Source organism: Dechloromonas hortensis, from assembly GCF_009469765.1.
GTDB lineage: Bacteria > Pseudomonadota > Gammaproteobacteria > Burkholderiales > Rhodocyclaceae > Azonexus > Azonexus hortensis.
In genome coordinates this window covers 1-18,821 of the sequence record NZ_SSSQ01000015.1, presented here as the reverse complement: position 1 = coordinate 18,821, position 18,821 = coordinate 1, and the positions used below count along the sequence as shown (strand labels likewise).

At 56.1% G+C, this 18,821-nt stretch carries 34 protein-coding genes; 33 read left to right on the top strand and 1 reads right to left on the bottom strand.

The features are described 5' to 3' along the window. Nucleotides 1–91 precede the first annotated feature (91 nt). From rpsL to rplQ, 33 genes are all read left to right on the top strand, one after another. A complete protein-coding gene (gene rpsL / locus GH663_RS18395) occupies nucleotides 92–469 on the top strand; it encodes a 30S ribosomal protein S12 (protein ID WP_066879509.1) in 378 nt (125 codons plus the stop codon). A 110-nt stretch (nucleotides 470–579) separates the two neighbouring features. Continuing rightward, entirely contained in the window at nucleotides 580–1,050 is a 471-nt protein-coding gene (gene rpsG, locus GH663_RS18390) for a 30S ribosomal protein S7 (RefSeq protein ID WP_153133084.1), read from the top strand. Nucleotides 1,051–1,068: 18 nt separating this feature from the next. After that, entirely contained in the window at nucleotides 1,069–3,162 is a 2,094-nt protein-coding gene (fusA, locus tag GH663_RS18385; RefSeq protein ID WP_153133083.1) for an elongation factor G, read from the top strand. 21 nt (nucleotides 3,163–3,183) lie between these two features. Beyond that, nucleotides 3,184–4,374 (top strand): elongation factor Tu, encoded by a 1,191-nt coding sequence (tuf, locus tag GH663_RS18380; RefSeq protein ID WP_153133082.1) that lies wholly within the window; start codon nucleotides 3,184–3,186, stop codon nucleotides 4,372–4,374. A 62-nt stretch (nucleotides 4,375–4,436) separates the two neighbouring features. After that, a complete protein-coding gene (gene rpsJ / locus GH663_RS18375; protein ID WP_028994183.1) occupies nucleotides 4,437–4,748 on the top strand; it encodes a 30S ribosomal protein S10 in 312 nt (103 codons plus the stop codon). Nucleotides 4,749–4,857: 109 nt separating this feature from the next. Further along, nucleotides 4,858–5,496 carry a 50S ribosomal protein L3 gene (gene rplC, locus GH663_RS18370; RefSeq protein WP_066879983.1) on the top strand — a complete coding sequence of 213 codons (639 nt, stop codon included), beginning with the start codon at nucleotides 4,858–4,860 and terminating at the stop codon, nucleotides 5,494–5,496. A gap of 9 nt (nucleotides 5,497–5,505) precedes the next feature. After that, nucleotides 5,506–6,129, top strand: a complete 624-nt coding sequence (gene rplD / locus GH663_RS18365) for a 50S ribosomal protein L4 (protein WP_153133081.1) — start codon at nucleotides 5,506–5,508, stop codon at nucleotides 6,127–6,129. Then, the gene (rplW, locus tag GH663_RS18360; protein ID WP_083518147.1) at nucleotides 6,126–6,428 is read left to right on the top strand and encodes a 50S ribosomal protein L23; all 303 of its coding nucleotides are present in this window, start codon (nucleotides 6,126–6,128) and stop codon (nucleotides 6,426–6,428) included. Before rplD ends, rplW begins: the two co-directional genes overlap by 4 nt. Further along, nucleotides 6,428–7,255, top strand: coding sequence for a 50S ribosomal protein L2 (rplB, locus tag GH663_RS18355; RefSeq protein ID WP_153133080.1), 828 nt, complete (start codon nucleotides 6,428–6,430; stop codon nucleotides 7,253–7,255). The genes rplW and rplB overlap by 1 nt, the downstream gene beginning before the upstream one ends. Before the next feature lie 10 nt (nucleotides 7,256–7,265). Further along, nucleotides 7,266–7,541, top strand: a complete 276-nt coding sequence (rpsS, locus tag GH663_RS18350) for a 30S ribosomal protein S19 (RefSeq protein ID WP_066879986.1) — start codon at nucleotides 7,266–7,268, stop codon at nucleotides 7,539–7,541. A gap of 9 nt (nucleotides 7,542–7,550) precedes the next feature. After that, nucleotides 7,551–7,880: a 50S ribosomal protein L22 gene (gene rplV, locus GH663_RS18345; protein WP_066879987.1), complete on the top strand. Its 330-nt coding sequence runs from the start codon at nucleotides 7,551–7,553 to the stop codon at nucleotides 7,878–7,880. Between the two features lie 9 nt (nucleotides 7,881–7,889). Continuing rightward, the gene (rpsC, locus tag GH663_RS18340; RefSeq protein ID WP_153133079.1) at nucleotides 7,890–8,675 is read left to right on the top strand and encodes a 30S ribosomal protein S3; all 786 of its coding nucleotides are present in this window, start codon (nucleotides 7,890–7,892) and stop codon (nucleotides 8,673–8,675) included. Continuing rightward, a complete protein-coding gene (gene rplP / locus GH663_RS18335; protein ID WP_027456671.1) occupies nucleotides 8,676–9,089 on the top strand; it encodes a 50S ribosomal protein L16 in 414 nt (137 codons plus the stop codon). Nucleotides 9,090–9,091: 2 nt separating this feature from the next. Then, on the top strand, nucleotides 9,092–9,286 hold the full coding sequence (gene rpmC, locus GH663_RS18330) for a 50S ribosomal protein L29 (protein WP_027456670.1): 195 nt from the start codon (nucleotides 9,092–9,094) through the stop codon (nucleotides 9,284–9,286). Continuing rightward, nucleotides 9,283–9,549, top strand: a complete 267-nt coding sequence (rpsQ, locus tag GH663_RS18325; protein ID WP_066879989.1) for a 30S ribosomal protein S17 — start codon at nucleotides 9,283–9,285, stop codon at nucleotides 9,547–9,549. The genes rpmC and rpsQ overlap by 4 nt, the downstream gene beginning before the upstream one ends. A 155-nt stretch (nucleotides 9,550–9,704) precedes the next feature. Continuing rightward, nucleotides 9,705–10,073 (top strand): 50S ribosomal protein L14, encoded by a 369-nt coding sequence (rplN, locus tag GH663_RS18320; protein WP_028994194.1) that lies wholly within the window; start codon nucleotides 9,705–9,707, stop codon nucleotides 10,071–10,073. 10 nt (nucleotides 10,074–10,083) lie between these two features. Next, nucleotides 10,084–10,401: a 50S ribosomal protein L24 gene (gene rplX / locus GH663_RS18315; RefSeq protein ID WP_153133078.1), complete on the top strand. Its 318-nt coding sequence runs from the start codon at nucleotides 10,084–10,086 to the stop codon at nucleotides 10,399–10,401. A gap of 9 nt (nucleotides 10,402–10,410) precedes the next feature. Beyond that, entirely contained in the window at nucleotides 10,411–10,950 is a 540-nt protein-coding gene (gene rplE, locus GH663_RS18310) for a 50S ribosomal protein L5 (RefSeq protein WP_153133077.1), read from the top strand. 7 nt (nucleotides 10,951–10,957) lie between these two features. Beyond that, complete coding sequence (rpsN, locus tag GH663_RS18305; protein WP_153133076.1) at nucleotides 10,958–11,263, top strand: 30S ribosomal protein S14; 306 nt, start codon at nucleotides 10,958–10,960, stop codon at nucleotides 11,261–11,263. Between the two features lie 14 nt (nucleotides 11,264–11,277). Further along, nucleotides 11,278–11,673, top strand: coding sequence for a 30S ribosomal protein S8 (gene rpsH, locus GH663_RS18300; protein ID WP_066879994.1), 396 nt, complete (start codon nucleotides 11,278–11,280; stop codon nucleotides 11,671–11,673). Nucleotides 11,674–11,684: 11 nt separating this feature from the next. Beyond that, the gene (gene rplF / locus GH663_RS18295) at nucleotides 11,685–12,215 is read left to right on the top strand and encodes a 50S ribosomal protein L6 (RefSeq protein ID WP_153133075.1); all 531 of its coding nucleotides are present in this window, start codon (nucleotides 11,685–11,687) and stop codon (nucleotides 12,213–12,215) included. 9 nt (nucleotides 12,216–12,224) lie between these two features. Then, nucleotides 12,225–12,581: a 50S ribosomal protein L18 gene (gene rplR, locus GH663_RS18290; RefSeq protein WP_153133074.1), complete on the top strand. Its 357-nt coding sequence runs from the start codon at nucleotides 12,225–12,227 to the stop codon at nucleotides 12,579–12,581. A gap of 25 nt (nucleotides 12,582–12,606) precedes the next feature. Next, on the top strand, nucleotides 12,607–13,134 hold the full coding sequence (gene rpsE / locus GH663_RS18285) for a 30S ribosomal protein S5 (protein ID WP_066879997.1): 528 nt from the start codon (nucleotides 12,607–12,609) through the stop codon (nucleotides 13,132–13,134). 3 nt (nucleotides 13,135–13,137) lie between these two features. Further along, nucleotides 13,138–13,320, top strand: coding sequence for a 50S ribosomal protein L30 (rpmD, locus tag GH663_RS18280; RefSeq protein ID WP_066879998.1), 183 nt, complete (start codon nucleotides 13,138–13,140; stop codon nucleotides 13,318–13,320). A 3-nt stretch (nucleotides 13,321–13,323) separates the two neighbouring features. Further along, nucleotides 13,324–13,758, top strand: coding sequence for a 50S ribosomal protein L15 (gene rplO, locus GH663_RS18275; protein ID WP_153133073.1), 435 nt, complete (start codon nucleotides 13,324–13,326; stop codon nucleotides 13,756–13,758). 20 nt (nucleotides 13,759–13,778) lie between these two features. Beyond that, a complete protein-coding gene (secY, locus tag GH663_RS18270) occupies nucleotides 13,779–15,101 on the top strand; it encodes a preprotein translocase subunit SecY (RefSeq protein ID WP_153133072.1) in 1,323 nt (440 codons plus the stop codon). 9 nt (nucleotides 15,102–15,110) lie between these two features. Continuing rightward, complete coding sequence (gene infA / locus GH663_RS18265) at nucleotides 15,111–15,329, top strand: translation initiation factor IF-1 (protein ID WP_066880001.1); 219 nt, start codon at nucleotides 15,111–15,113, stop codon at nucleotides 15,327–15,329. A gap of 75 nt (nucleotides 15,330–15,404) precedes the next feature. After that, the gene (gene rpmJ, locus GH663_RS18260) at nucleotides 15,405–15,518 is read left to right on the top strand and encodes a 50S ribosomal protein L36 (protein WP_028994206.1); all 114 of its coding nucleotides are present in this window, start codon (nucleotides 15,405–15,407) and stop codon (nucleotides 15,516–15,518) included. Nucleotides 15,519–15,569: 51 nt separating this feature from the next. Further along, nucleotides 15,570–15,932, top strand: a complete 363-nt coding sequence (rpsM, locus tag GH663_RS18255) for a 30S ribosomal protein S13 (protein WP_066880002.1) — start codon at nucleotides 15,570–15,572, stop codon at nucleotides 15,930–15,932. Nucleotides 15,933–15,944: 12 nt separating this feature from the next. After that, nucleotides 15,945–16,334 (top strand): 30S ribosomal protein S11, encoded by a 390-nt coding sequence (rpsK, locus tag GH663_RS18250; RefSeq protein ID WP_066880003.1) that lies wholly within the window; start codon nucleotides 15,945–15,947, stop codon nucleotides 16,332–16,334. Nucleotides 16,335–16,346: 12 nt separating this feature from the next. Further along, a complete protein-coding gene (rpsD, locus tag GH663_RS18245) occupies nucleotides 16,347–16,976 on the top strand; it encodes a 30S ribosomal protein S4 (RefSeq protein WP_153133071.1) in 630 nt (209 codons plus the stop codon). Nucleotides 16,977–17,000: 24 nt separating this feature from the next. Continuing rightward, nucleotides 17,001–17,975 (top strand): DNA-directed RNA polymerase subunit alpha, encoded by a 975-nt coding sequence (locus GH663_RS18240; RefSeq protein ID WP_066880005.1) that lies wholly within the window; start codon nucleotides 17,001–17,003, stop codon nucleotides 17,973–17,975. A 58-nt stretch (nucleotides 17,976–18,033) separates the two neighbouring features. Next, nucleotides 18,034–18,432: a 50S ribosomal protein L17 gene (rplQ, locus tag GH663_RS18235; protein WP_066880007.1), complete on the top strand. Its 399-nt coding sequence runs from the start codon at nucleotides 18,034–18,036 to the stop codon at nucleotides 18,430–18,432. Between the two features lie 59 nt (nucleotides 18,433–18,491). Here the strand turns inward: rplQ and GH663_RS18230 are convergent. Then, nucleotides 18,492–18,821: transporter substrate-binding domain-containing protein (locus GH663_RS18230; RefSeq protein WP_153133070.1), on the bottom strand; the 330-nt coding region annotated here is incomplete at its 5' end.

Genomic DNA, 18,821 nt, shown 5'->3' with positions numbered 1-18,821 from the left:
TCGGCAGAGGCTAATCATTGTCTCTGCTTTGGATAACAAAATTGCCGTCGTGCACCATCAGTGAGTGCCCGGTCGTTGAAGGAAGTTCGATATGCCGACTATCAATCAGCTCGTGCGCAAGCCGCGCGTTGCCGAAGTCACCAAGAGCAAGGTTCCCGCTCTGGAGAAATGCCCGCAGAAGCGCGGTGTTTGTACTCGTGTCTATACCACCACCCCGAAGAAGCCGAACTCCGCACTCCGTAAGGTTTGCAAGGTTCGTCTGACCAATGGCTTTGAAGTCATTTCCTATATCGGTGGTGAAGGCCATAACCTCCAGGAGCACTCCGTGGTCCTGATCCGTGGTGGTCGTGTCAAGGATTTGCCGGGTGTGCGTTATCACACCGTGCGTGGCTCCCTGGATACCCAGGGTGTCAAGGATCGTAAGCAGTCCCGTTCGAAGTACGGGGCCAAGCGTCCGAAGGCTGCCTAACTTATTAGGTTGCTTAAGTAAGTGGCCGTCCCCTTGGGCGGTCGGGAGAGGCCGGGAGGGTAAAACCCTAGCCCGGCTTTTCAACTGAATCGTGTTTATTTGAGGTTAATATGCCCCGTCGTCGTGAAGTACCCAAGCGTGACATCCTGCCGGATCCCAAGTTCGGTAGCGTTGAAGTTTCCAAGTTCGTTAACGCCATCATGCAAAGCGGCAAGAAGTCCGTCGCCGAACGCATCGTCTATGGTGCTTTCGAGATCATCACCACCAAGGGTGGCAAGGATCCGCTGGAAGTGTTCGGTTCTGCCATGAGCAACGTCAAGCCGATGGTTGAAGTGAAGTCCCGTCGTGTCGGCGGTGCCAACTATCAGGTGCCGGTTGAAGTTCGCCCGGCCCGTCGCGCCGCGCTGGCCATGCGCTGGTTGCGTGAATCCGCCCGCAAGCGTTCAGAAAAGTCGATGGGCCAGCGCCTGGCTGCCGAAATGCTGGAGGCGGCTGAAAACCGTGGCGGCGCCGTCAAGAAGCGCGACGAAGTGCACCGTATGGCTGAAGCCAACAAGGCCTTCGCCCACTTCCGCTTCTAATTTTCAAAGGGCTCTAACGTGGCACGTAAAACTCCCATCGAGCGCTACCGTAATATCGGTATCAGCGCCCACATCGACGCCGGTAAGACGACGACGACCGAACGCATCCTGTACTACACCGGTGTTAATCACAAAATCGGTGAGGTGCATGACGGTGCGGCCACCATGGACTGGATGGAGCAGGAGCAGGAGCGCGGTATCACCATTACCTCGGCTGCTACGACCTGTTACTGGAGCGGGATGGACAAGCAGTTCCCGGCTCACCACATCAACATTATCGACACCCCGGGTCACGTTGACTTCACGATTGAAGTCGAGCGTTCGATGCGCGTCCTTGATGCTGCCTGTATGGTCTACTGTGCGGTTGGCGGCGTTCAGCCGCAGTCCGAAACCGTTTGGCGTCAGGCCAACAAGTACGGCGTGCCGCGTTTGGCCTTCGTAAACAAAATGGACCGTTCCGGTGCCAATTTCTTCCGCGTTGTCGAGCAGTTGAAGTTGCGCCTGAAGGCTAATCCGGTGCCGGTTGTGATTCCTATCGGTGCTGAAGATACCTTCGAAGGTGTGGTTGACCTGATCCGTATGAAAGCCATCTACTGGGACGAAGCCTCCCAGGGTATGAAATACGAAGCGCGCGACATTCCGGCTGATCTGGCTGATGATGCCGCTAGCTGGCGTGAGCAGATGGTTGAGGCTGCTGCCGAGGCTTCCGAGGAGTTGATGAACAAGTATCTCGAAGAGGGTGACCTCTCCGAAGCTGAAATCATCCTTGGTCTGCGTACCCGTACCATCGCCTGTGAAATTCAGCCGATGCTGTGCGGTACCGCCTTTAAGAACAAGGGCGTGCAGAAGATGCTGGACGCTGTGATCGAACTGCTGCCGTCGCCGGTTGATATTCCTCCGGTTAAGGGTATTCTCGAAGATGAGTCCGAGGGCGTTCGTCGTGCTGCCGACGACGAGTCCTTCTCGGCTCTCGCTTTCAAGATTATGACTGACCCGTTTGTTGGTCAGCTAATCTTCTTCCGCGTCTATTCCGGTGTGATCAACTCCGGTGATACCGTTTACAACCCGGTCAAGGGGCGTAAGGAGCGTTTGGGTCGCATCCTGCAGATGCACGCCAATCAGCGCGAAGAAATCAAGGAAGTGCGTGCTGGTGACATCGCAGCTGCTGTCGGTTTGAAAGAGGCGACCACTGGCGATACGCTGTGTGATCCGGCCAAGGTCATCACCCTTGAGCGCATGGTCTTCCCGGAGCCGGTGATTCACGTCGCCGTTGAACCGAAGACCAAGGCTGACCAGGAAAAGATGGGCTTGGCGCTGGGTCGTCTGGCTCAGGAAGATCCGTCCTTCCGTGTGCGTACCGACGAAGAGTCGGGTCAAACCATCATTTCCGGTATGGGTGAATTGCACCTGGAAATTCTGGTTGACCGCATGCGTCGCGAATTCAACGTTGAAGCAACCGTCGGTGCGCCGCAGGTTGCCTACCGCGAGTGCATCAAGAAGTCGGTTGAGCAGGAAGGTAAGTTCGTCAAGCAGTCTGGCGGTCGTGGTCAGTTCGGTCATGTCTGGCTCAAGATCGAGCCGAACGAGGCTGGCAAGGGCTACGAGTTCGTCGATGCCATCAAGGGCGGTGTGGTTCCTCGTGAATTCATTCCGGCTGTTGATAAGGGCTTGCGCGACGCGGTGACGAGTGGTGTTCTGGCTGGCTTCCCGGTCGTCGATATCAAGTTCACGCTATTCGACGGTTCTTACCATGATGTTGACTCCAACGAAAACGCCTTCCGCATGGCTGCTTCGATGGCTTTCAAGGAAGGTATGAAGAAAGCCAGTCCGACGCTGCTGGAGCCGATGATGGCTGTCGAGGTCGAGACTCCGGAAGAGTACATGGGGAACGTCATGGGTGACCTGTCGTCGCGTCGTGGCATCGTTCAGGGCATGGAAGATCAGGTTGGCGGCATCAAGTTGGTCAAGGCGGAAGTGCCGCTATCTGAAATGTTCGGGTACTCGACGTCTGTGCGTTCGCTGTCGCAAGGCCGCGCCACCTACTCGATGGAATTCAAGCACTATACCGAAGCGCCGAAGAACGTCGCTGAGGCTGTCATTAACAAAAAGTAATACGTTATTGGAGAACCGATAATGGCAAAAGAGAAATTTGAACGTACCAAACCGCACGTAAACGTCGGTACGATTGGTCACGTTGACCACGGCAAGACCACGCTGACGGCAGCGATCACGACGGTGCTGTCGAAGAAGTACGGCGGCGCCGCCAAGGCTTACGATCAGATTGACGCAGCCCCGGAAGAAAAGGCTCGCGGCATCACGATCAACACTGCGCACGTCGAGTACGAAACCGCCAATCGTCACTACGCCCACGTTGACTGCCCGGGTCACGCCGACTACGTCAAGAACATGATTACCGGTGCTGCCCAGATGGATGGCGCCATCCTCGTCTGTTCCGCTGCTGACGGCCCGATGCCGCAAACCCGCGAACACATCCTGCTGGCCCGTCAGGTCGGTGTGCCGTACGTTCTGGTCTTCATGAACAAGTGCGACATGGTGGATGATGCCGAACTGCTCGAGCTGGTCGAAATGGAACTGCGCGAGCTGCTCTCCAAGTACGACTTCCCGGGCGACGACACCCCGATCATTCACGGTTCCGCCCTGAAGGCCCTCGAAGGCGATCAGTCGGAAATCGGCGAGCCCTGCATCTTCCGTCTGGCTGATGCTCTGGACTCCTACATCCCGACCCCGGAGCGCGCTGTTGATCTGCCGTTCCTGATGCCGGTTGAAGATGTCTTCTCGATCTCTGGTCGCGGCACCGTGGTGACCGGCCGTATCGAACGTGGCGTCGTCAAGGTTGGCGAAGAAATTGAAATCGTCGGTATTCGCCCGACCGTCAAGACCACCTGTACCGGTGTCGAAATGTTCCGCAAGCTGCTCGACCAAGGTCAGGCTGGCGATAACGTTGGCGCCCTGCTGCGTGGTACCAAGCGTGAAGACGTCGAGCGTGGTCAGGTCCTGTGCAAGCCGGGCTCGATCACCCCGCACACCCACTTCACTGGCGAAGTGTATGTTCTGTCGAAGGACGAAGGTGGTCGTCACACCCCGTTCTTCAACAACTACCGTCCGCAGTTCTACTTCCGTACCACCGACGTGACCGGCGCGATCTCCCTGCCGGAAGGCGTTGAAATGGTCATGCCGGGTGACAACATCCAGATGACCGTCAAGCTGATCGCTCCGATCGCCATGGAAGAAGGTCTGCGTTTCGCCATCCGTGAAGGCGGTCGTACCGTCGGTGCTGGTGTCGTTGCCAAGATCATCGAGTAATTCGTTCTTTTTGAAAATCGGGGTGGAAGCGATTCCATCCCATCGCTCTTTGGAAGCCAAAAATGCAAAGCCAAAAAATCCGTATCCGTCTCAAGGCATTCGACTATCGTCTGATCGATCAATCCGCTCAGGAAATCGTTGAAACCGCCAAGCGTACCGGTGCCGTCGTTCGTGGTCCTGTGCCACTGCCGACGCGTAAGCAGCGTTTCGATATCCTGCGTTCGCCGCACGTGAACAAGGCTTCCCGCGATCAGTTGGAAATTCGTACCCATCTGCGTTTGATGGACATCGTTGATCCGACCGACAAGACGGTTGATGCGCTGATGAAGCTGGACCTCCCGGCTGGCGTCGACGTCGAAATCAAGTTGCAGTAATTAAGGGTTGCGGATATAATCCGCGCCTTTCGGGGGTGGCCGGTGACGGCTGCCCATTTGTTGTTTTACATCGACCGGCCAATCGCAGCCGGCGGTGAGGAGAATAACCATGAGTCTAGGCCTTGTTGGTCGCAAGGTTGGCATGACTCGCATTTTTGCTGAGGATGGTGCGTCCATCCCGGTAACTGTGCTTGACGTGTCAAACAACCGCGTGACCCAAGTCAAAACGCCGGAGATCGATGGCTACGCAGCCATTCAGGTCGCATTCGGCAAGCGCCGTGCCTCTCGCGTTTCCAAGCCCATTGCTGGCCATCTGGCCAAGGCGGGTGTGGAAGCCGGGCACGTCCTCAAGGAATTCCGTATCGATGCTGATCAGCTGGCCTCTTTCAAGGCGGGTGATCAGGTTGCTGTCACGATTTTTGCCGAAGGGCAAAAAGTTGATGTGACCGGCACTTCTATCGGTAAGGGTTTCCAGGGCGGTATCAAGCGCCATAATTTTAGTTCCCAGCGTGCTTCGCACGGTAACTCGGTGTCGCATAACGCACCGGGTTCTATCGGTATGGCGCAGGATCCGGGTCGTGTTTTTCCGGGTAAGCGCATGGCCGGCCATCTCGGTGATGTGCAGTCCACTACGCAGGGCTTGGTAATTGTACGTGTCGATTCCGAGCGTCAATTGCTGCTGGTTCGTGGCGCCGTTCCGGGTGCCAAGGGCGCTGACGTAGTTGTGCGTCCGGCAGTCAAGGCTTAAGGGGACGACATGGAACTCAAGGTAATTAACGAGCAAGGCCAGGAGTCTGCAAAGTTGCAGGCGTCCGACGTGCTGTTTGGTCGTGACTTTAATGAAGCGCTGGTGCACCAGATCGTCGTGGCTTATCAGGCCAATGCGCGTTCCGGTGATCGTCAGCAAAAAGACCGTTCGGAAGTTCGTCATACGACGACCAAGCCGTGGCGCCAGAAGGGTACGGGTCGTGCTCGTGCCGGTAGCAATGGTAGCCCGTTGTGGCGCGGGGGTGGTCGCACCTTCCCGAACTCGCCGGATGAAAATTTCAGCCAAAAGGTTAACAAGAAGATGTTCCGCGCCGGTATGGCTGCGATTCTCTCCGAGTTGGCCCGTCAAGACCGCCTTGTAGTGGTTGATGATCTGGCTGTCGATGCGCCGAAGACCAAATTGTTCTCGCAGAAGCTGAAGAATATGGGTCTGGAAGGCAATCTTCTGGTTGTTACGGACGCGTTGACCGAGAATCTCTATCTCTCGTCGCGCAATCTGCCCAATGTTTTGGTGCTCGAAGCCCAAGAAGCTGACCCGGTTTCGCTGGTTCGCTTTGCCAAGGTGCTTGTTACCAAGAGCGCGGTGGCTAAGTTCGAGGAGATGTGGGGATGAATCAACAACGTCTGATGCAAGTTCTGCTTGCTCCGCAAATCTCTGAGAAGGCAACCTACGTCGCCGAAAAGAATGAGCAAGTCATCTTCCGTGTGGCGACCGATGCCACCAAGCCGGAAATCAAGGCTGCGGTTGAGTTGCTCTTTAAGGTTGAAGTTGAGTCCGTTCAGGTCGCCAACGTCAAGGGCAAGGTCAAGCGTTTCAAAGGTACGGTTGGGCGCCGCAAGGGCTGGAAAAAAGCCTATGTCTGTCTCAAGGCTGGCCAGGAAATCAATTTTGTCGAAGGGGGGGCTGCCTAATGGCACTCGTTAAAGTCAAGCCGACTTCCCCGGGTCGTCGTGCCGTTGTTCAGGTCGTCAACCCTAATCTGCACAAGGGTAAGCCTTTTGCGGCCTTGGTTGAGGCTAAGTCCGGTAACGCCGGCCGTAACAACAATGGTCGCATTACTGTTCGTCACCAAGGTGGTGGACACAAGCAGTCCTATCGCGTCATCGACTTCAAGCGGACCAAGGACGGTATTCCGGCCAAGGTTGAGCGTCTCGAATACGACCCGAACCGCACTGCAAACATTGCATTGCTCTGCTACGCCGATGGTGAGCGCCGCTACATCATTGCCAACAAGGGCATGGTGGTTGGTCAGCAGGTAATGAGTGGTTCCGAAGCGCCGATCAAGTCGGGTAACGCGTTGCCGATTCGCAACATTCCGGTCGGTACGACCATTTGCTGTGTTGAAATGCTCCCGGGCAAGGGTGCTCAGTTGGCCCGCTCGGCAGGGACTTCTGTTCAGTTGCTGGCTCGCGAAGGTATCTACGCCCAGGTTCGCCTGCGCTCCGGTGAAGTTCGTCGTGTGCATGTTGAATGCCGCGCCACCATCGGTGAGGTCGGTAACGAAGAGCACAACCTGCGTAAGTTTGGCAAGGCTGGTGCTATGCGTTGGCGTGGTATTCGCCCGACCGTTCGTGGTACTGCTATGAACCCGATCGATCACCCGCACGGTGGTGGTGAAGGTCGTACTGGTGAAGGTCGCGTACCGGTTAATCCGTGGGGGCAGCCGACCAAGGGTTACCGTACCCGCAGCAACAAGCGCACGAATAGCATGATCGTGTCGCGCCGTCATAAGCGTTAAGGGGTAGGAAATGGGACGTTCTCTGAAAAAGGGCCCGTTTGTAGATGCGTACCTGATCGACAAAGTCGAAGCGGTCCGTGCTACTAGCGACAAGCGCCCGATCAAGACCTGGTCGCGTCGTTCGACGATCCTCCCCGAGTTCATCGGTTTGACGATCGCCGTACACAATGGCAAGCAGCATATTCCGGTTTTTGTTACCGAGAATATGGTCGGTCACAAGCTTGGCGAGTTTTCGCTGACCCGTACGTTTAAGGGTCACACCGCCGGCAAAAAGGCCAAGAAGTAAGGAGCTGACATGGAAACTCGTGCAAGTCTGCGGGGCGTACGCCTCTCTGCGCAAAAAGGTCGCCTGGTGGCTGATCTGGTGCGCGGCAAGCCGGTCGGTCAGGCTCTAAACATCCTGGCCTTCTCCCCGAAAAAGGGGGCTGGTATCGTCAAGAAAGTTCTCGAGTCGGCGATTGCCAACGCGGAACACAATGACGGTGCCGATATCGACGAATTGAAAGTTAAGATCATTTACGTCGAAAAAGGCATGGTGCTGAAGCGCTTTACTGCGCGCGCCAAGGGTCGTGGTAATCGGATCATCAAGCCGACCTGCCACATTTATCTGACCGTTGGTAACTAAGGAAGAGCCATGGGACAGAAAATTCATCCGACTGGCTTCCGCCTGGCAGTCACCAAAAACTGGAGTTCGCGCTGGTACGCTGCCAGCAAGGACTTTCCTGGCATGTTGAACGAAGACGTCAAGGTCCGTGAGTATCTGAAGCGGAAGTTGGCGCACGCCTCTGTCGGTCGCGTCCTTATCGAGCGCCCGGCCAAGAATGCCCGCGTTACGATCTACTCGGCACGTCCGGGTGTCGTGATCGGCAAAAAGGGCGAGGATATCGAACAGCTGCGTACGGATCTTCAGCGCATCATGGGCGTTCCCGTTCATGTGTCGATCGAAGAAATCCGCAAGCCGGAAATCGATGCTCAACTGATCGCCGACTCGATTGCTCAGCAGCTCGAAAAGCGGATCATGTTCCGTCGCGCCATGAAGCGTGCGATGCAGAATGCGATGCGCCTTGGCGCCCAGGGCATCAAGGTGATGAGCGCGGGTCGTCTGAACGGTGCAGAAATCGCCCGTAGCGAGTGGTATCGCGAAGGTCGTGTGCCACTTCATACGCTCCGCGCAAACATCGATTATGCGACCTCCGAAGCTCTGACCACCTACGGCATCATCGGTATCAAGGTCTGGGTCTACAAGGGTGACATGCTTGATCGTGGCGAACAGCCGGAAGCAGCCGAGCCGGCTGGCGATGATCGCAAGCCGCGTCGTGCTCCGGGTAAGCCCGAAGGCGATCGCCCGCGTACCCGTACGGTGAAAAAGCCGGAAGGTGACGGCGCTCCGGCCAAGCGAGTAAGAAAGGCAGGTGCCTAAATGTTGCAACCAAATCGTCGCAAGTTCCGCAAGGAACATAAGGGCCGTAATGAAGGTCTGGCGACCCGTGGTACGAAGGTTTCGTTCGGCGAATGGGGGCTCAAGGCCACCGGTCGTGGTCGTTTGACTGCGCGCCAGATCGAAGCAGCTCGTCGTGCGATGACCCGCCACATCAAGCGTGGTGGTCGCATCTGGATCCGTATCTTCCCGGACAAGCCGATTTCCAAGAAGCCGGCCGAGGTTCGTATGGGTAACGGTAAGGGTAACCCGGAGTATTGGGTCGCCGAAATTCAGCCGGGCAAGGTCCTGTATGAGATGGATGGCGTGAATGAAGCGCTGGCTCGCGAGGCATTTGCTCTTGCTGCTGCCAAGCTGCCGATTTCCACCACCTTCGTGACTCGTCATCTGGGGTAATCATGAAAGCTAGTGAACTGAGAACCAAGAGCGTGGACGAGCTCAATAAGGAATTGCTGGACCTTCTGAAGGCCCAGTTCGGTCTGCGTATGCAGCTTGCTACCCAGCAGCTGTCCAATACCAGCCAAATGTCCAAGGTGCGTCGTGACATCGCTCGCGTTCGCACGCTTATCCGTGAAAAGGCGGTGCAGCAATGAGCGAAACCACCAGCATCAAACGCACCCTGATCGGTCGCGTTGTGAGCGATAAAATGGACAAGACTGTTACCGTCCTAGTCGAACGTAAGGTTAAGCACCCGATGTACGGCAAGGTAATGGTTCGTTCCAAGAAGTACCACGCGCACAATGAGGGTAATTCGGCGAAGGCCGGTGATCTCGTCGAGATCGTCGAAACGCGCCCGGTATCCCGCACCAAGACTTGGGCGGTCACAACCGTCCTGCAGAAGGCTATCGTTGTATAACGAAAGTTTTTGAAAACACTTGCGTGACACAAAAAGAAGCCGGTATAATCCGGCTTCTTTTTTGTTGGCAGTCGTCCTGGCGGCCGGCAAAGTTGTTCGACCCGCACGGGTTCCAAGACTGACCGCCTAGGCGGGTTAAGTTGGAGTTAATTTAAATGATTCAGATGCAGACGACTCTGGACGTCGCCGATAACACCGGTGCTCGTTCAGTAATGTGTATCAAAGTGCTCGGTGGATCCAAGCGCCGCTATGCTGGCATTGGTGACATCATCAAGGTCAGCATCAAAGATGCTGCGCCGCGTGGTCGTGTTAAGAAGGGTGATGTATATAACGCCGTGGTGGTTCGCACCGCCAAGGGTGTTCGTCGTCCGGATGGCTCGCTGGTTCGCTTTGATGGCAATGCCGCAGTTCTTCTCAACAACAAGCTCGAGCCGATCGGCACGCGCATCTTTGGCCCGGTGACCCGCGAATTGCGTACCGAGCGCTTTATGAAGATCGTGTCCCTGGCTCCTGAAGTGCTGTAAGGGACGCGTGATGGAAAAAATTCGTAAAGGCGACGAAGTCGTCGTAATTACCGGTAAAGACAAGGGCAAGCGCGGTACCGTGCTGCGCCGTGTTGATGAAGAGCATGTGCTGGTTGAGGGTGTCAATCGTGCCAAGAAGCACGTCAAGCCGAATCCCGTCAAGGGCGTGGCTGGTGGCATCGTCGATAAGGATATGCCGATTCATCTCTCCAACGTTGCGTTGTTTAATCCTGCTACCAAGAAGGCTGACCGCGTCGGCTTCAAGGCGCTCGATGACGGTCGCAAGGTTCGCGTGTTCAAGTCGAACGGCGAACTGGTAAACGCTTAAGGGGTAGACATGGCGCGTTTGCAGCAGTTTTACAAAGAAACCGTCGTTGGCGACATGACCAAGCAGTTTGGTTACAAGTCGGTGATGGAAGTGCCGCGTATCACCAAGATTACCCTGAACATGGGTGTCGGTGAGGCGGTGGCTGATAAGAAGGTGCTTGAGAATGCCGTCGGCGACATGCAGAAGATTGCAGGTCAAAAGCCGGTGACGACCAAGGCTCGCAAGTCCATCGCAGGTTTCAAGATTCGCGATGGCTATCCGATCGGTTGCATGGTTACCTTGCGCGGTCCTCGTATGTTCGAGTTCCTTGATCGCCTGGTTACCGTTGCGCTGCCGCGGGTTCGCGACTTCCGTGGTATTTCTGGCAAGGGTTTTGATGGCCAGGGTAACTACAATATGGGTGTCAAAGAGCAGATCATTTTCCCGGAAATCGAGTACGACAAAATCGATGCTCTTCGGGGTATGAATATCAGTATCACAACGACCGCGAAGACCGATGCCGAAGCGAAAGCTCTGCTGGCCGCGTTCAAGTTCCCGTTCAAGAATTGAGGCAATCATGGCAAAACTTGCTCTGATCAACCGTGAAGAGAAGCGCCGCAAGATGGTCGCGCAGTACGCGAAGAAGCGTGCGGCCCTGGAGGCGATTATCACTGACGAAAGCCTCTCTGACCAGGAGCGTTACGACGCCCGTCTGAAGCTTCAGGCCCTGCCGCGCAATTCGAGCCCGTCCCGTCTGCGCAATCGTTGCCAGCTGACCGGTCGTCCGCGTGGTGTTTTCCGTAAGTTCGGTTTGTGCCGTAACAAGATTCGTGAGCTCGCATTCAATGGCGAAATCCCGGGTATTGTTAAGGCCAGCTGGTAAGAGGAGATTCAGAAATGGCTATGAGCGATCCGATCGCGGACATGCTGACTCGCATGCGCAACGCCCAGCTCGCCGAGAAGGCGTCTGTCTCCATGCCGTCGTCCAAGCTCAAGGTGGCTATCGCCGCCGTGCTCAAGGATGAAGGTTACGTTGATGATTTCGCAGTTCGTCAGGCTGATGGCAAGCCGACCCTCGAAATTGCACTCAAGTATTACGCCGGTCGTCCGGTAATTGAGCGCATCGAGCGTGTTTCGAAGCCTGGTCTGCGGATTTACAAGGGCTGTGAAGATATTCCCCGTGTCATGAATGGTCTTGGTGTGGCGATTGTGTCCACCCCCAAGGGCGTTATGACTGATCGCAAGGCTCGTGCCAGCAAGGTTGGCGGCGAAGTCCTGTGCATCGTGGCATAAGGAGGGAATTCATGTCTCGTATTGGTAAGAATCCCGTAGTTCTGCCGGCCGGTGTTGAAATTTCGGTTGGTGAGCAGATCGTTGTCAAAGGCCCGCTGGGCATTCTGAAGACTGCCGCTCATCCTTCCGTTACAGTCGCTGTCGAAGGGCAAAACGTTCAGGTTTCCAAGGTTGCTGGTGCTGACAACGCGTCCGCCATGTGGGGCACCATGCGTGCCAACCTCAACAACATGGTAACCGGTGTCTCCAAGGGTTTTGAGAAGAAGCTGCAGCTGGTTGGCGTGGGTTACCGCGCTCAGGCTCAAGGTGATACCTTGAACCTCTCGCTCGGTTTTTCTCACCCGGTGGCGCACAAGATGCCTGTTGGTGTGAAAGTCGAATGTCCGACCCAAACCGAAATCCTGATCAAGGGTTCGGATAAGCAACAGGTCGGCCAGGTTGCAGCCGAAGTTCGCGCATACCGGAAGCCGGAGCCCTACAAGGGCAAGGGCGTTCGTTACGCGGACGAAGTGGTTGTTATCAAGGAAACCAAGAAGAAGTAAGGGTGGCATATGTTTAACAAGAAACAAGCGCGTCTGCGCCGCGCCCGCCAAACCCGGGCCAAAATCGCCGAGCTCAAGGCTGTGCGCTTGTGCGTTAATCGCACGAACTGCCACATTTACGCCCAGATCATTTCGCCCTGCGGCGGCAAGGTTCTGGCTTCGGCTTCCACGCTGGAAACGGGCGTCCGCAACGATGTCCCGAACGGCGGTAACAAGGCTGCTGCCACCTCTGTTGGCAAGCTGATCGCCGAACGCGCAAAAGCGGCCGGTATTGAGCAGGTGGCTTTTGATCGTTCCGGTCTTCAGTACCATGGTCGTGTTCAGGCGCTGGCTGAAGCTGCGCGTGAAGCTGGTCTGAAGTTCTGATCGCCGAAAAGGATAAGGTTAGAAAATGGCTAAACCTGAAAGAAACAAGAAGCCGCAACAGGCTGAAGAGCGCGATGATGGTATGCGCGAAAAGATGGTTGCGGTTAATCGCGTCACCAAGGTGGTTAAAGGCGGCCGTATCCTCGGTTTCGCTGCATTGACCGTCGTTGGTGATGGTGATGGTGGTATCGGCATGGGCAAGGGCAAGTCCCGCGAAGTGCCGGTTGCTGTTCAGAAGGCAATGGAAGAGGCTCGTCGCAAGATGGCCAAGGTCAGCCTGAAGAGCGGTACCGTGCATCACACGGTGATGGGTCGCCACGGTGCAACGACCGTGATGATTCAGCCGGCCCCCGAGGGTACCGGCATCATCGCCGGCGGCGCCATGCGCGCTGTCTTCGAAGTTGTTGGCGTGACCAACGTGGTGGCCAAGGCTCACGGCTCCACCAATCCCTACAACATCGTGCGTGCCACCATCGACGGTTTGTCGAAGGTGAATACGCCGGCCGAAATCGCCGCTAAGCGCGGTCTTTCGGTTGATCAGATCCTGGGGTAAGTCATGGCTGACAAGAAAATCACAGTGAAGCTCGTCAAGAGCATCATCGGGACCAAGCAGGATCATCGCGCTACCGTACGCGGCCTGGGTCTGCGCAAGCTGAACAGCTCTGCTGAGCTCCTGGATACGCCGGCTGTTCGCGGCATGATCCAGAAGGTCCAGTACCTGGTTAAGGTCGAGGGTTAAACCATGCGTCTAAATACGATTAAGCCGGCCGAAGGCTCCAAGAAGGCTGCCAAGCGTGTTGGCCGCGGTATTGGTTCCGGCCTTGGCAAAACCTGTGGTCGCGGCCACAAGGGTCAGAAGTCCCGTTCCGGTGGCTTCCACAAGGTTGGCTTCGAGGGCGGTCAAATGCCGCTGCAGCGTCGTCTGCCGAAGCGCGGTTTCAATTCCCTGACCCGCGCTCGCAACTATGAAGTTCGCCTGACGGATCTGGATCGTCTGCCGATCGATGAAATCGATTTGCTGGCTCTCCAGGCAGCCGGGATTGTTCCGGGCGACGCATTGTCTGCCAAGGTCATCCTGGCTGGTGCGATCACCCGCAAGGTGGTTCTCAAAGGCGTTGGTGCCACCAAGGGTGCCAAAGCAGCGATCGAAGCCGTTGGCGGCTCCGTCGCCGAGTAAGAACGCGAAAGGTCTGAACGTTGGCAGCTAATCCCAATACCGTTGGCAAAGGTGGCAAATTCGGCGATTTGAAGCGCCGTTTGTGGTTCCTTGTCGGTGCGCTGGTCGTCTATCGCATTGGCGCGCATATCCCGGTTCCCGGGATTGACCCCAACGTTCTTTCCGATCTGTTCAATTCGCAGAAGGGCGGCATCCTCGGCATGTTCAACATGTTCTCGGGTGGCGCTCTGTCGCGTTTCACGATTTTTGCATTGGGGATCATGCCTTACATTTCGGCATCGATCATCATGCAGTTGATGAGTGTGGCCAGCCCGCAACTTGAAGCTCTCAAGAAAGAGGGCGAAGCAGGTCGGCGTAAGATCACTCAATACACCCGTTATGGGACGCTAGCTCTCGCTCTCTTTCAGGGCCTAGGTATCGCTGTAGCGCTGGAAGCCCAGCCCGGTTTGGTTTTAGACCCTGGCTTCCTGTTCCGTTTGACCACCGTTACGACGCTCGTTACCGGGACGATGTTCCTGATGTGGCTGGGCGAGCAAATCACGGAGCGTGGTCTGGGTAACGGCATTTCGATCATCATTTTTGGTGGTATCGCGGCCGGGCTACCGAATGCTATCGGCGGCCTGCTCGAGTTGGTTCGGACTGGCGCCATGCATCCGCTGACCGCTCTGGTTATCTGTGTTTTGGTGGCTCTGGTTACCGCGTTTGTTGTGTTTGTTGAGCGCGGTCAACGCAAGATTCTGGTTAATTACGCCAAGCGCCAGGTTGGCAACAAGATTTATGGCGGGCAGAGTTCACATCTGCCGCTGAAGTTGAATATGTCGGGTGTTATCCCCCCGATTTTCGCCTCCTCGATCATTCTGTTTCCGGCGACGGTGGCTGGCTGGTTTGGCTCGGGCGAATCGATGCGCTGGCTGAAGGATGTTGCCGGCACGCTTGCACCGGGGCAGCCGATTTACGTGATGCTTTACGCAGCGGCGATCGTTTTCTTCTGTTTCTTCTACACCGCCTTGGTTTTTAATTCCAAGGAAACGGCCGATAACCTGAAAAAGAGTGGTGCTTTTGTTCCCGGGATTCGTCCGGGCGAGCAGACTGCGCGGTACATCGATAAGATTCTGATGCGTTTGACGCTAATCGGTGCTGCGTACATCACATTGGTTTGTCTGTTGCCTGAGTTCCTGATCCTGAAGTGGAATGTTCCCTTCTATTTTGGCGGTACCTCGTTGTTGATTATCGTGGTTGTGACGATGGACTTCATGTCGCAGGTTCAGGCTTATGTCATGTCGCACCAGTATGAAAGTCTCTTGAAGAAAGCTAACTTCAAGGGTTCCCCGATGATCAAGTAAATAGTAGTCATGGCTAAAGAAGATTACATCGAGATGCTGGGAGAGGTTGTAGAAAATCTCCCGAACGCGACCTTCAAAGTCAAGTTGGAAAACGGGCACATCGTGCACGGGTTTATTTCTGGAAAAATGCGGATGCATTACATCCGCATCCTTCCCGGAGACAAGGTAACCGTGCAACTGACCCCATACGATTTAAGCAAGGCGCGGATTGTTTTCCGCGCCAAGTAAAAAGTTCTCTACGCAATAAACCGCAGGGCAAGGAAACACGGCTGCTTCCGAGCCCTCGCAGACGAGGAGTGAAACATGAAAGTGCAACCTTCAGTGAAGCGCGTGTGCCGCAATTGCAAAGTAATCCGTCGCAAGGGTGTCGTTCGCGTCATTTGCAAGGATCCGCGTCATAAGCAGCGCCAGGGTTAATTTCCTGGTGAGTCTGGCATTCGTTAATTTTCGAAATATTGGAGTGATTCAATGGCCCGTATTGCAGGGGTAAACATTCCGAACCATCAGCATGCAGAGATCGCCCTGACGGCGATTTTTGGCATCGGCCGTACCCGCGCACAGAAAATCTGTGATGCGGCCGGTATCGTTCGTACCAAGAAAATGAAAGATCTGTCCGATGCGGACATGGATCGTTTGCGTGATGAAGTGGGCAAGTACACCGTAGAAGGTGACTTGCGCCGTGAAGTCACGATGAACATCAAGCGTCTGATGGACCTCGGTTGCTACCGTGGTCTGCGCCATCGCAAGGGCCTGCCCTGCCGTGGTCAGCGCACCCGTACCAATGCACGTACCCGCAAGGGCCCGCGCAAGGCCATCGCTGGCAAGAAGTAATAGGGACAGAACATGGCAAAGACTGCTACCAAAGTTCGCAAGAAGGTCAAAAAGAACGTTGCCGAGGGCATTGCCCACATTCACGCTTCGTTCAATAACACCATCATCACCATTACCGATCGCCAGGGCAACGCGCTGTCCTGGGCTACGTCCGGTGGTGCCGGCTTCCGCGGTTCGCGTAAGTCCACCCCGTTCGCTGCTCAGGTGGCTGCTGAAGCTGCCGGCAAGGCCGCTCAGGAATGTGGCGTCAAGAATCTGGAAGTTCGCATCAAGGGCCCTGGTCCTGGTCGTGAATCGTCTGTCCGTGCGCTCAACGCGCTGGGCATGAAGATCACCGCGATTTCCGACGTGACGCCGGTGCCGCACAACGGCTGCCGTCCGCCCAAAAAGCGCCGCATCTAAGGAGAAAGACAAGTGGCTCGTAATCTCGATCCGAAATGCCGTCAGTGCCGCCGCGAAGGCGAAAAGCTGTTCCTGAAGGGCGAAAAGTGTTTTACCGATAAGTGCGCCATCGAGCGCCGCTCCTACGCTCCTGGCCAACATGGCCAGAAGTCCGGTGCCCGTCTCTCCGACTACGGCGTTCACCTGCGCGCCAAGCAGAAGATTCGTCGCGTCTATGGCGTTCTCGAAGGCCAGTTCCGCAAGACTTTTGCTGAAGCCGACCGCCGCAAGGGCCAGACTGGTGAAAACCTGCTGCAACTGCTCGAAGCCCGTCTGGACTCCGTAGCTTACCGCATGGGTTTTGGTGCTTCGCGCACCGAGTCCCGCCAAGTGGTTCGTCACAACGGTGTTCTGGTTAACGGCAAGCGCGTTAACATCCCGTCCTTCCTGGTCAAGCCGGGTGATGTTGTTCAGCTGACCGCTCGCGCCCGTGCATCCCTGCGTTGCAAGGCCGCTCTCGAAGCAGCCGAGTCGCGTGGCTTCCCGGAATGGGTTGCTGTGGACACCAAGGAAGGCAAGGGCACGTTCAAGGCTATGCCGCAGCGCTCCGAGCTGCCGTCGACCCTGAACGAAGGTCTCGTCATCGAACTTTACTCGAAGTAATCACTGAGCAGAGGAATTTAGCCCATGCAAAACAGTGGACTTCTGAAACCCCGCATCATCGATGTGCAGAGTGTTTCGCCCGTGCAAGCCAAGGTCGTCATGGAGCCGTTCGAACGCGGCTATGGCCACACTCTTGGCAATGCGCTGCGCCGCATTCTGCTGTCTTCAATGCCGGGTTACGCGCCGACTGAGGTCGGTATCGAAGGTGTGCTTCATGAGTACTCCACCGTTGATGGCGTTCAGGAGGATGTCGTTGACATCCTTTTGAACCTCAAGGGTATTGTGTTCAAGTTGCATAACCGCGATGTGGTAACGCTCAATCTGGTCAAGGAAGGTGAAGGCGTCGTTCGTGCCGGTGATATTGAATTGCCGCATGACGTCGAAATCATCAATCCGGAACATGTTGTCGCTCACCTCTCTCCTGGCGGCAAGCTCGCCATGGAAATCAAGGTCGAGAAGGGTCGTGGTTACGTGCCCGGTAACATGCGCAATCTGGGCGACTCCAAGACCATTGGCAAGCTCGTGCTTGATGCCTCGTTCAGCCCGATTCGCCGCGTCGCTTATGCAGTTGAAAGCGCCCGCGTTGAGCAACGTACCGACCTGGACAAGCTGATTGTCGACATCGAAACCAACGGCGTTGTCGAGCCGGAAGAAGCCATTCGTTACGCTGCTCGCGTACTGATGGAACAACTTTCCGTGTTCGCCGACCTGGAGGGTACCGCTCCTGTGGCCGAGGCTTCCAAGCCGGCCCAGGTAGATCCGGTTCTGCTCCGCCCGGTAGATGACCTCGAACTGACGGTTCGTTCCGCGAACTGCCTGAAGGCCGAGAACATCTATTACATCGGCGATCTGATTCAGCGTACCGAGAACGAACTTCTCAAGACCCCGAACCTGGGTCGTAAGTCGCTGAACGAGATCAAGGAAGTGTTGGCCGCACGCGGTTTGACGCTCGGCATGAAACTGGAAAATTGGCCGCCCGCCGGTCTGGAAAAGGTCTAAGGACCTTTTTCAGCTCGGGCAGTCAAGGGACGCCTGCAGAACATAGAAAGGATTAACCATGCGTCACCGCAATGGACTTCGCAAACTGAACCGTACCAGCAGCCATCGCCTCGCGATGCTGCGCAACATGACTGTTTCTCTTCTCCGTCACGAGGCCATCAAGACCACCGTGCCGAAGGCCAAGGAGCTGCGCCGTGTTGTTGAACCGATGATTACCCTGGGCAAGAACCCGACCCTGGCCAACAAGCGTCTGGCATTTGACCGCCTGCGCGATCGCGAGATCGTCGTCAAGCTGTTTGCCGAACTGGGTCCGCGTTACAACGCCCGTCCGGGTGGCTACCTTCGCATTCTGAAGTGTGGCTTCCGCGATGGCGATAACGCACCGATGGCTTTCGTCGAACTGGTTGATCGTCCGGAGCCTACCGAGGCTGTGGAAGTGGACGAAGCTGCTGAATAAGCTGCTGACGTTTTAAGAAAAGGCCGGGATTTCCCGGCCTTTTTCTTTTGGATGGAGGTTTATTCGAAAGCCTTGTCGTTCGGGGCGCTATAAAGTGCCTTCATTTCGTCGGACAGCGGCATGTTCAGATTCAGTCCCTTCGGCGGAATCGGGGCCATGAACCACTTGGCGTAGATCTTTTCGGCATCACCGGAGGTCATCGCTTTGGTCAGCGCTGCATCGACCACCTTCTTGAAGGCCGGGTCGTCCTTGCGCAGCATGCAGCCGTAGGCTTCCTTCGATTGGGCGGTACCGACCACGACCCAGTCGGCTGGCTTCTTGGCCTTGGCCATTTCACCATAGAGCAGCGCGTCGTCCATCATGAAGGCGACGGCGCGGCCGGTTTCCAG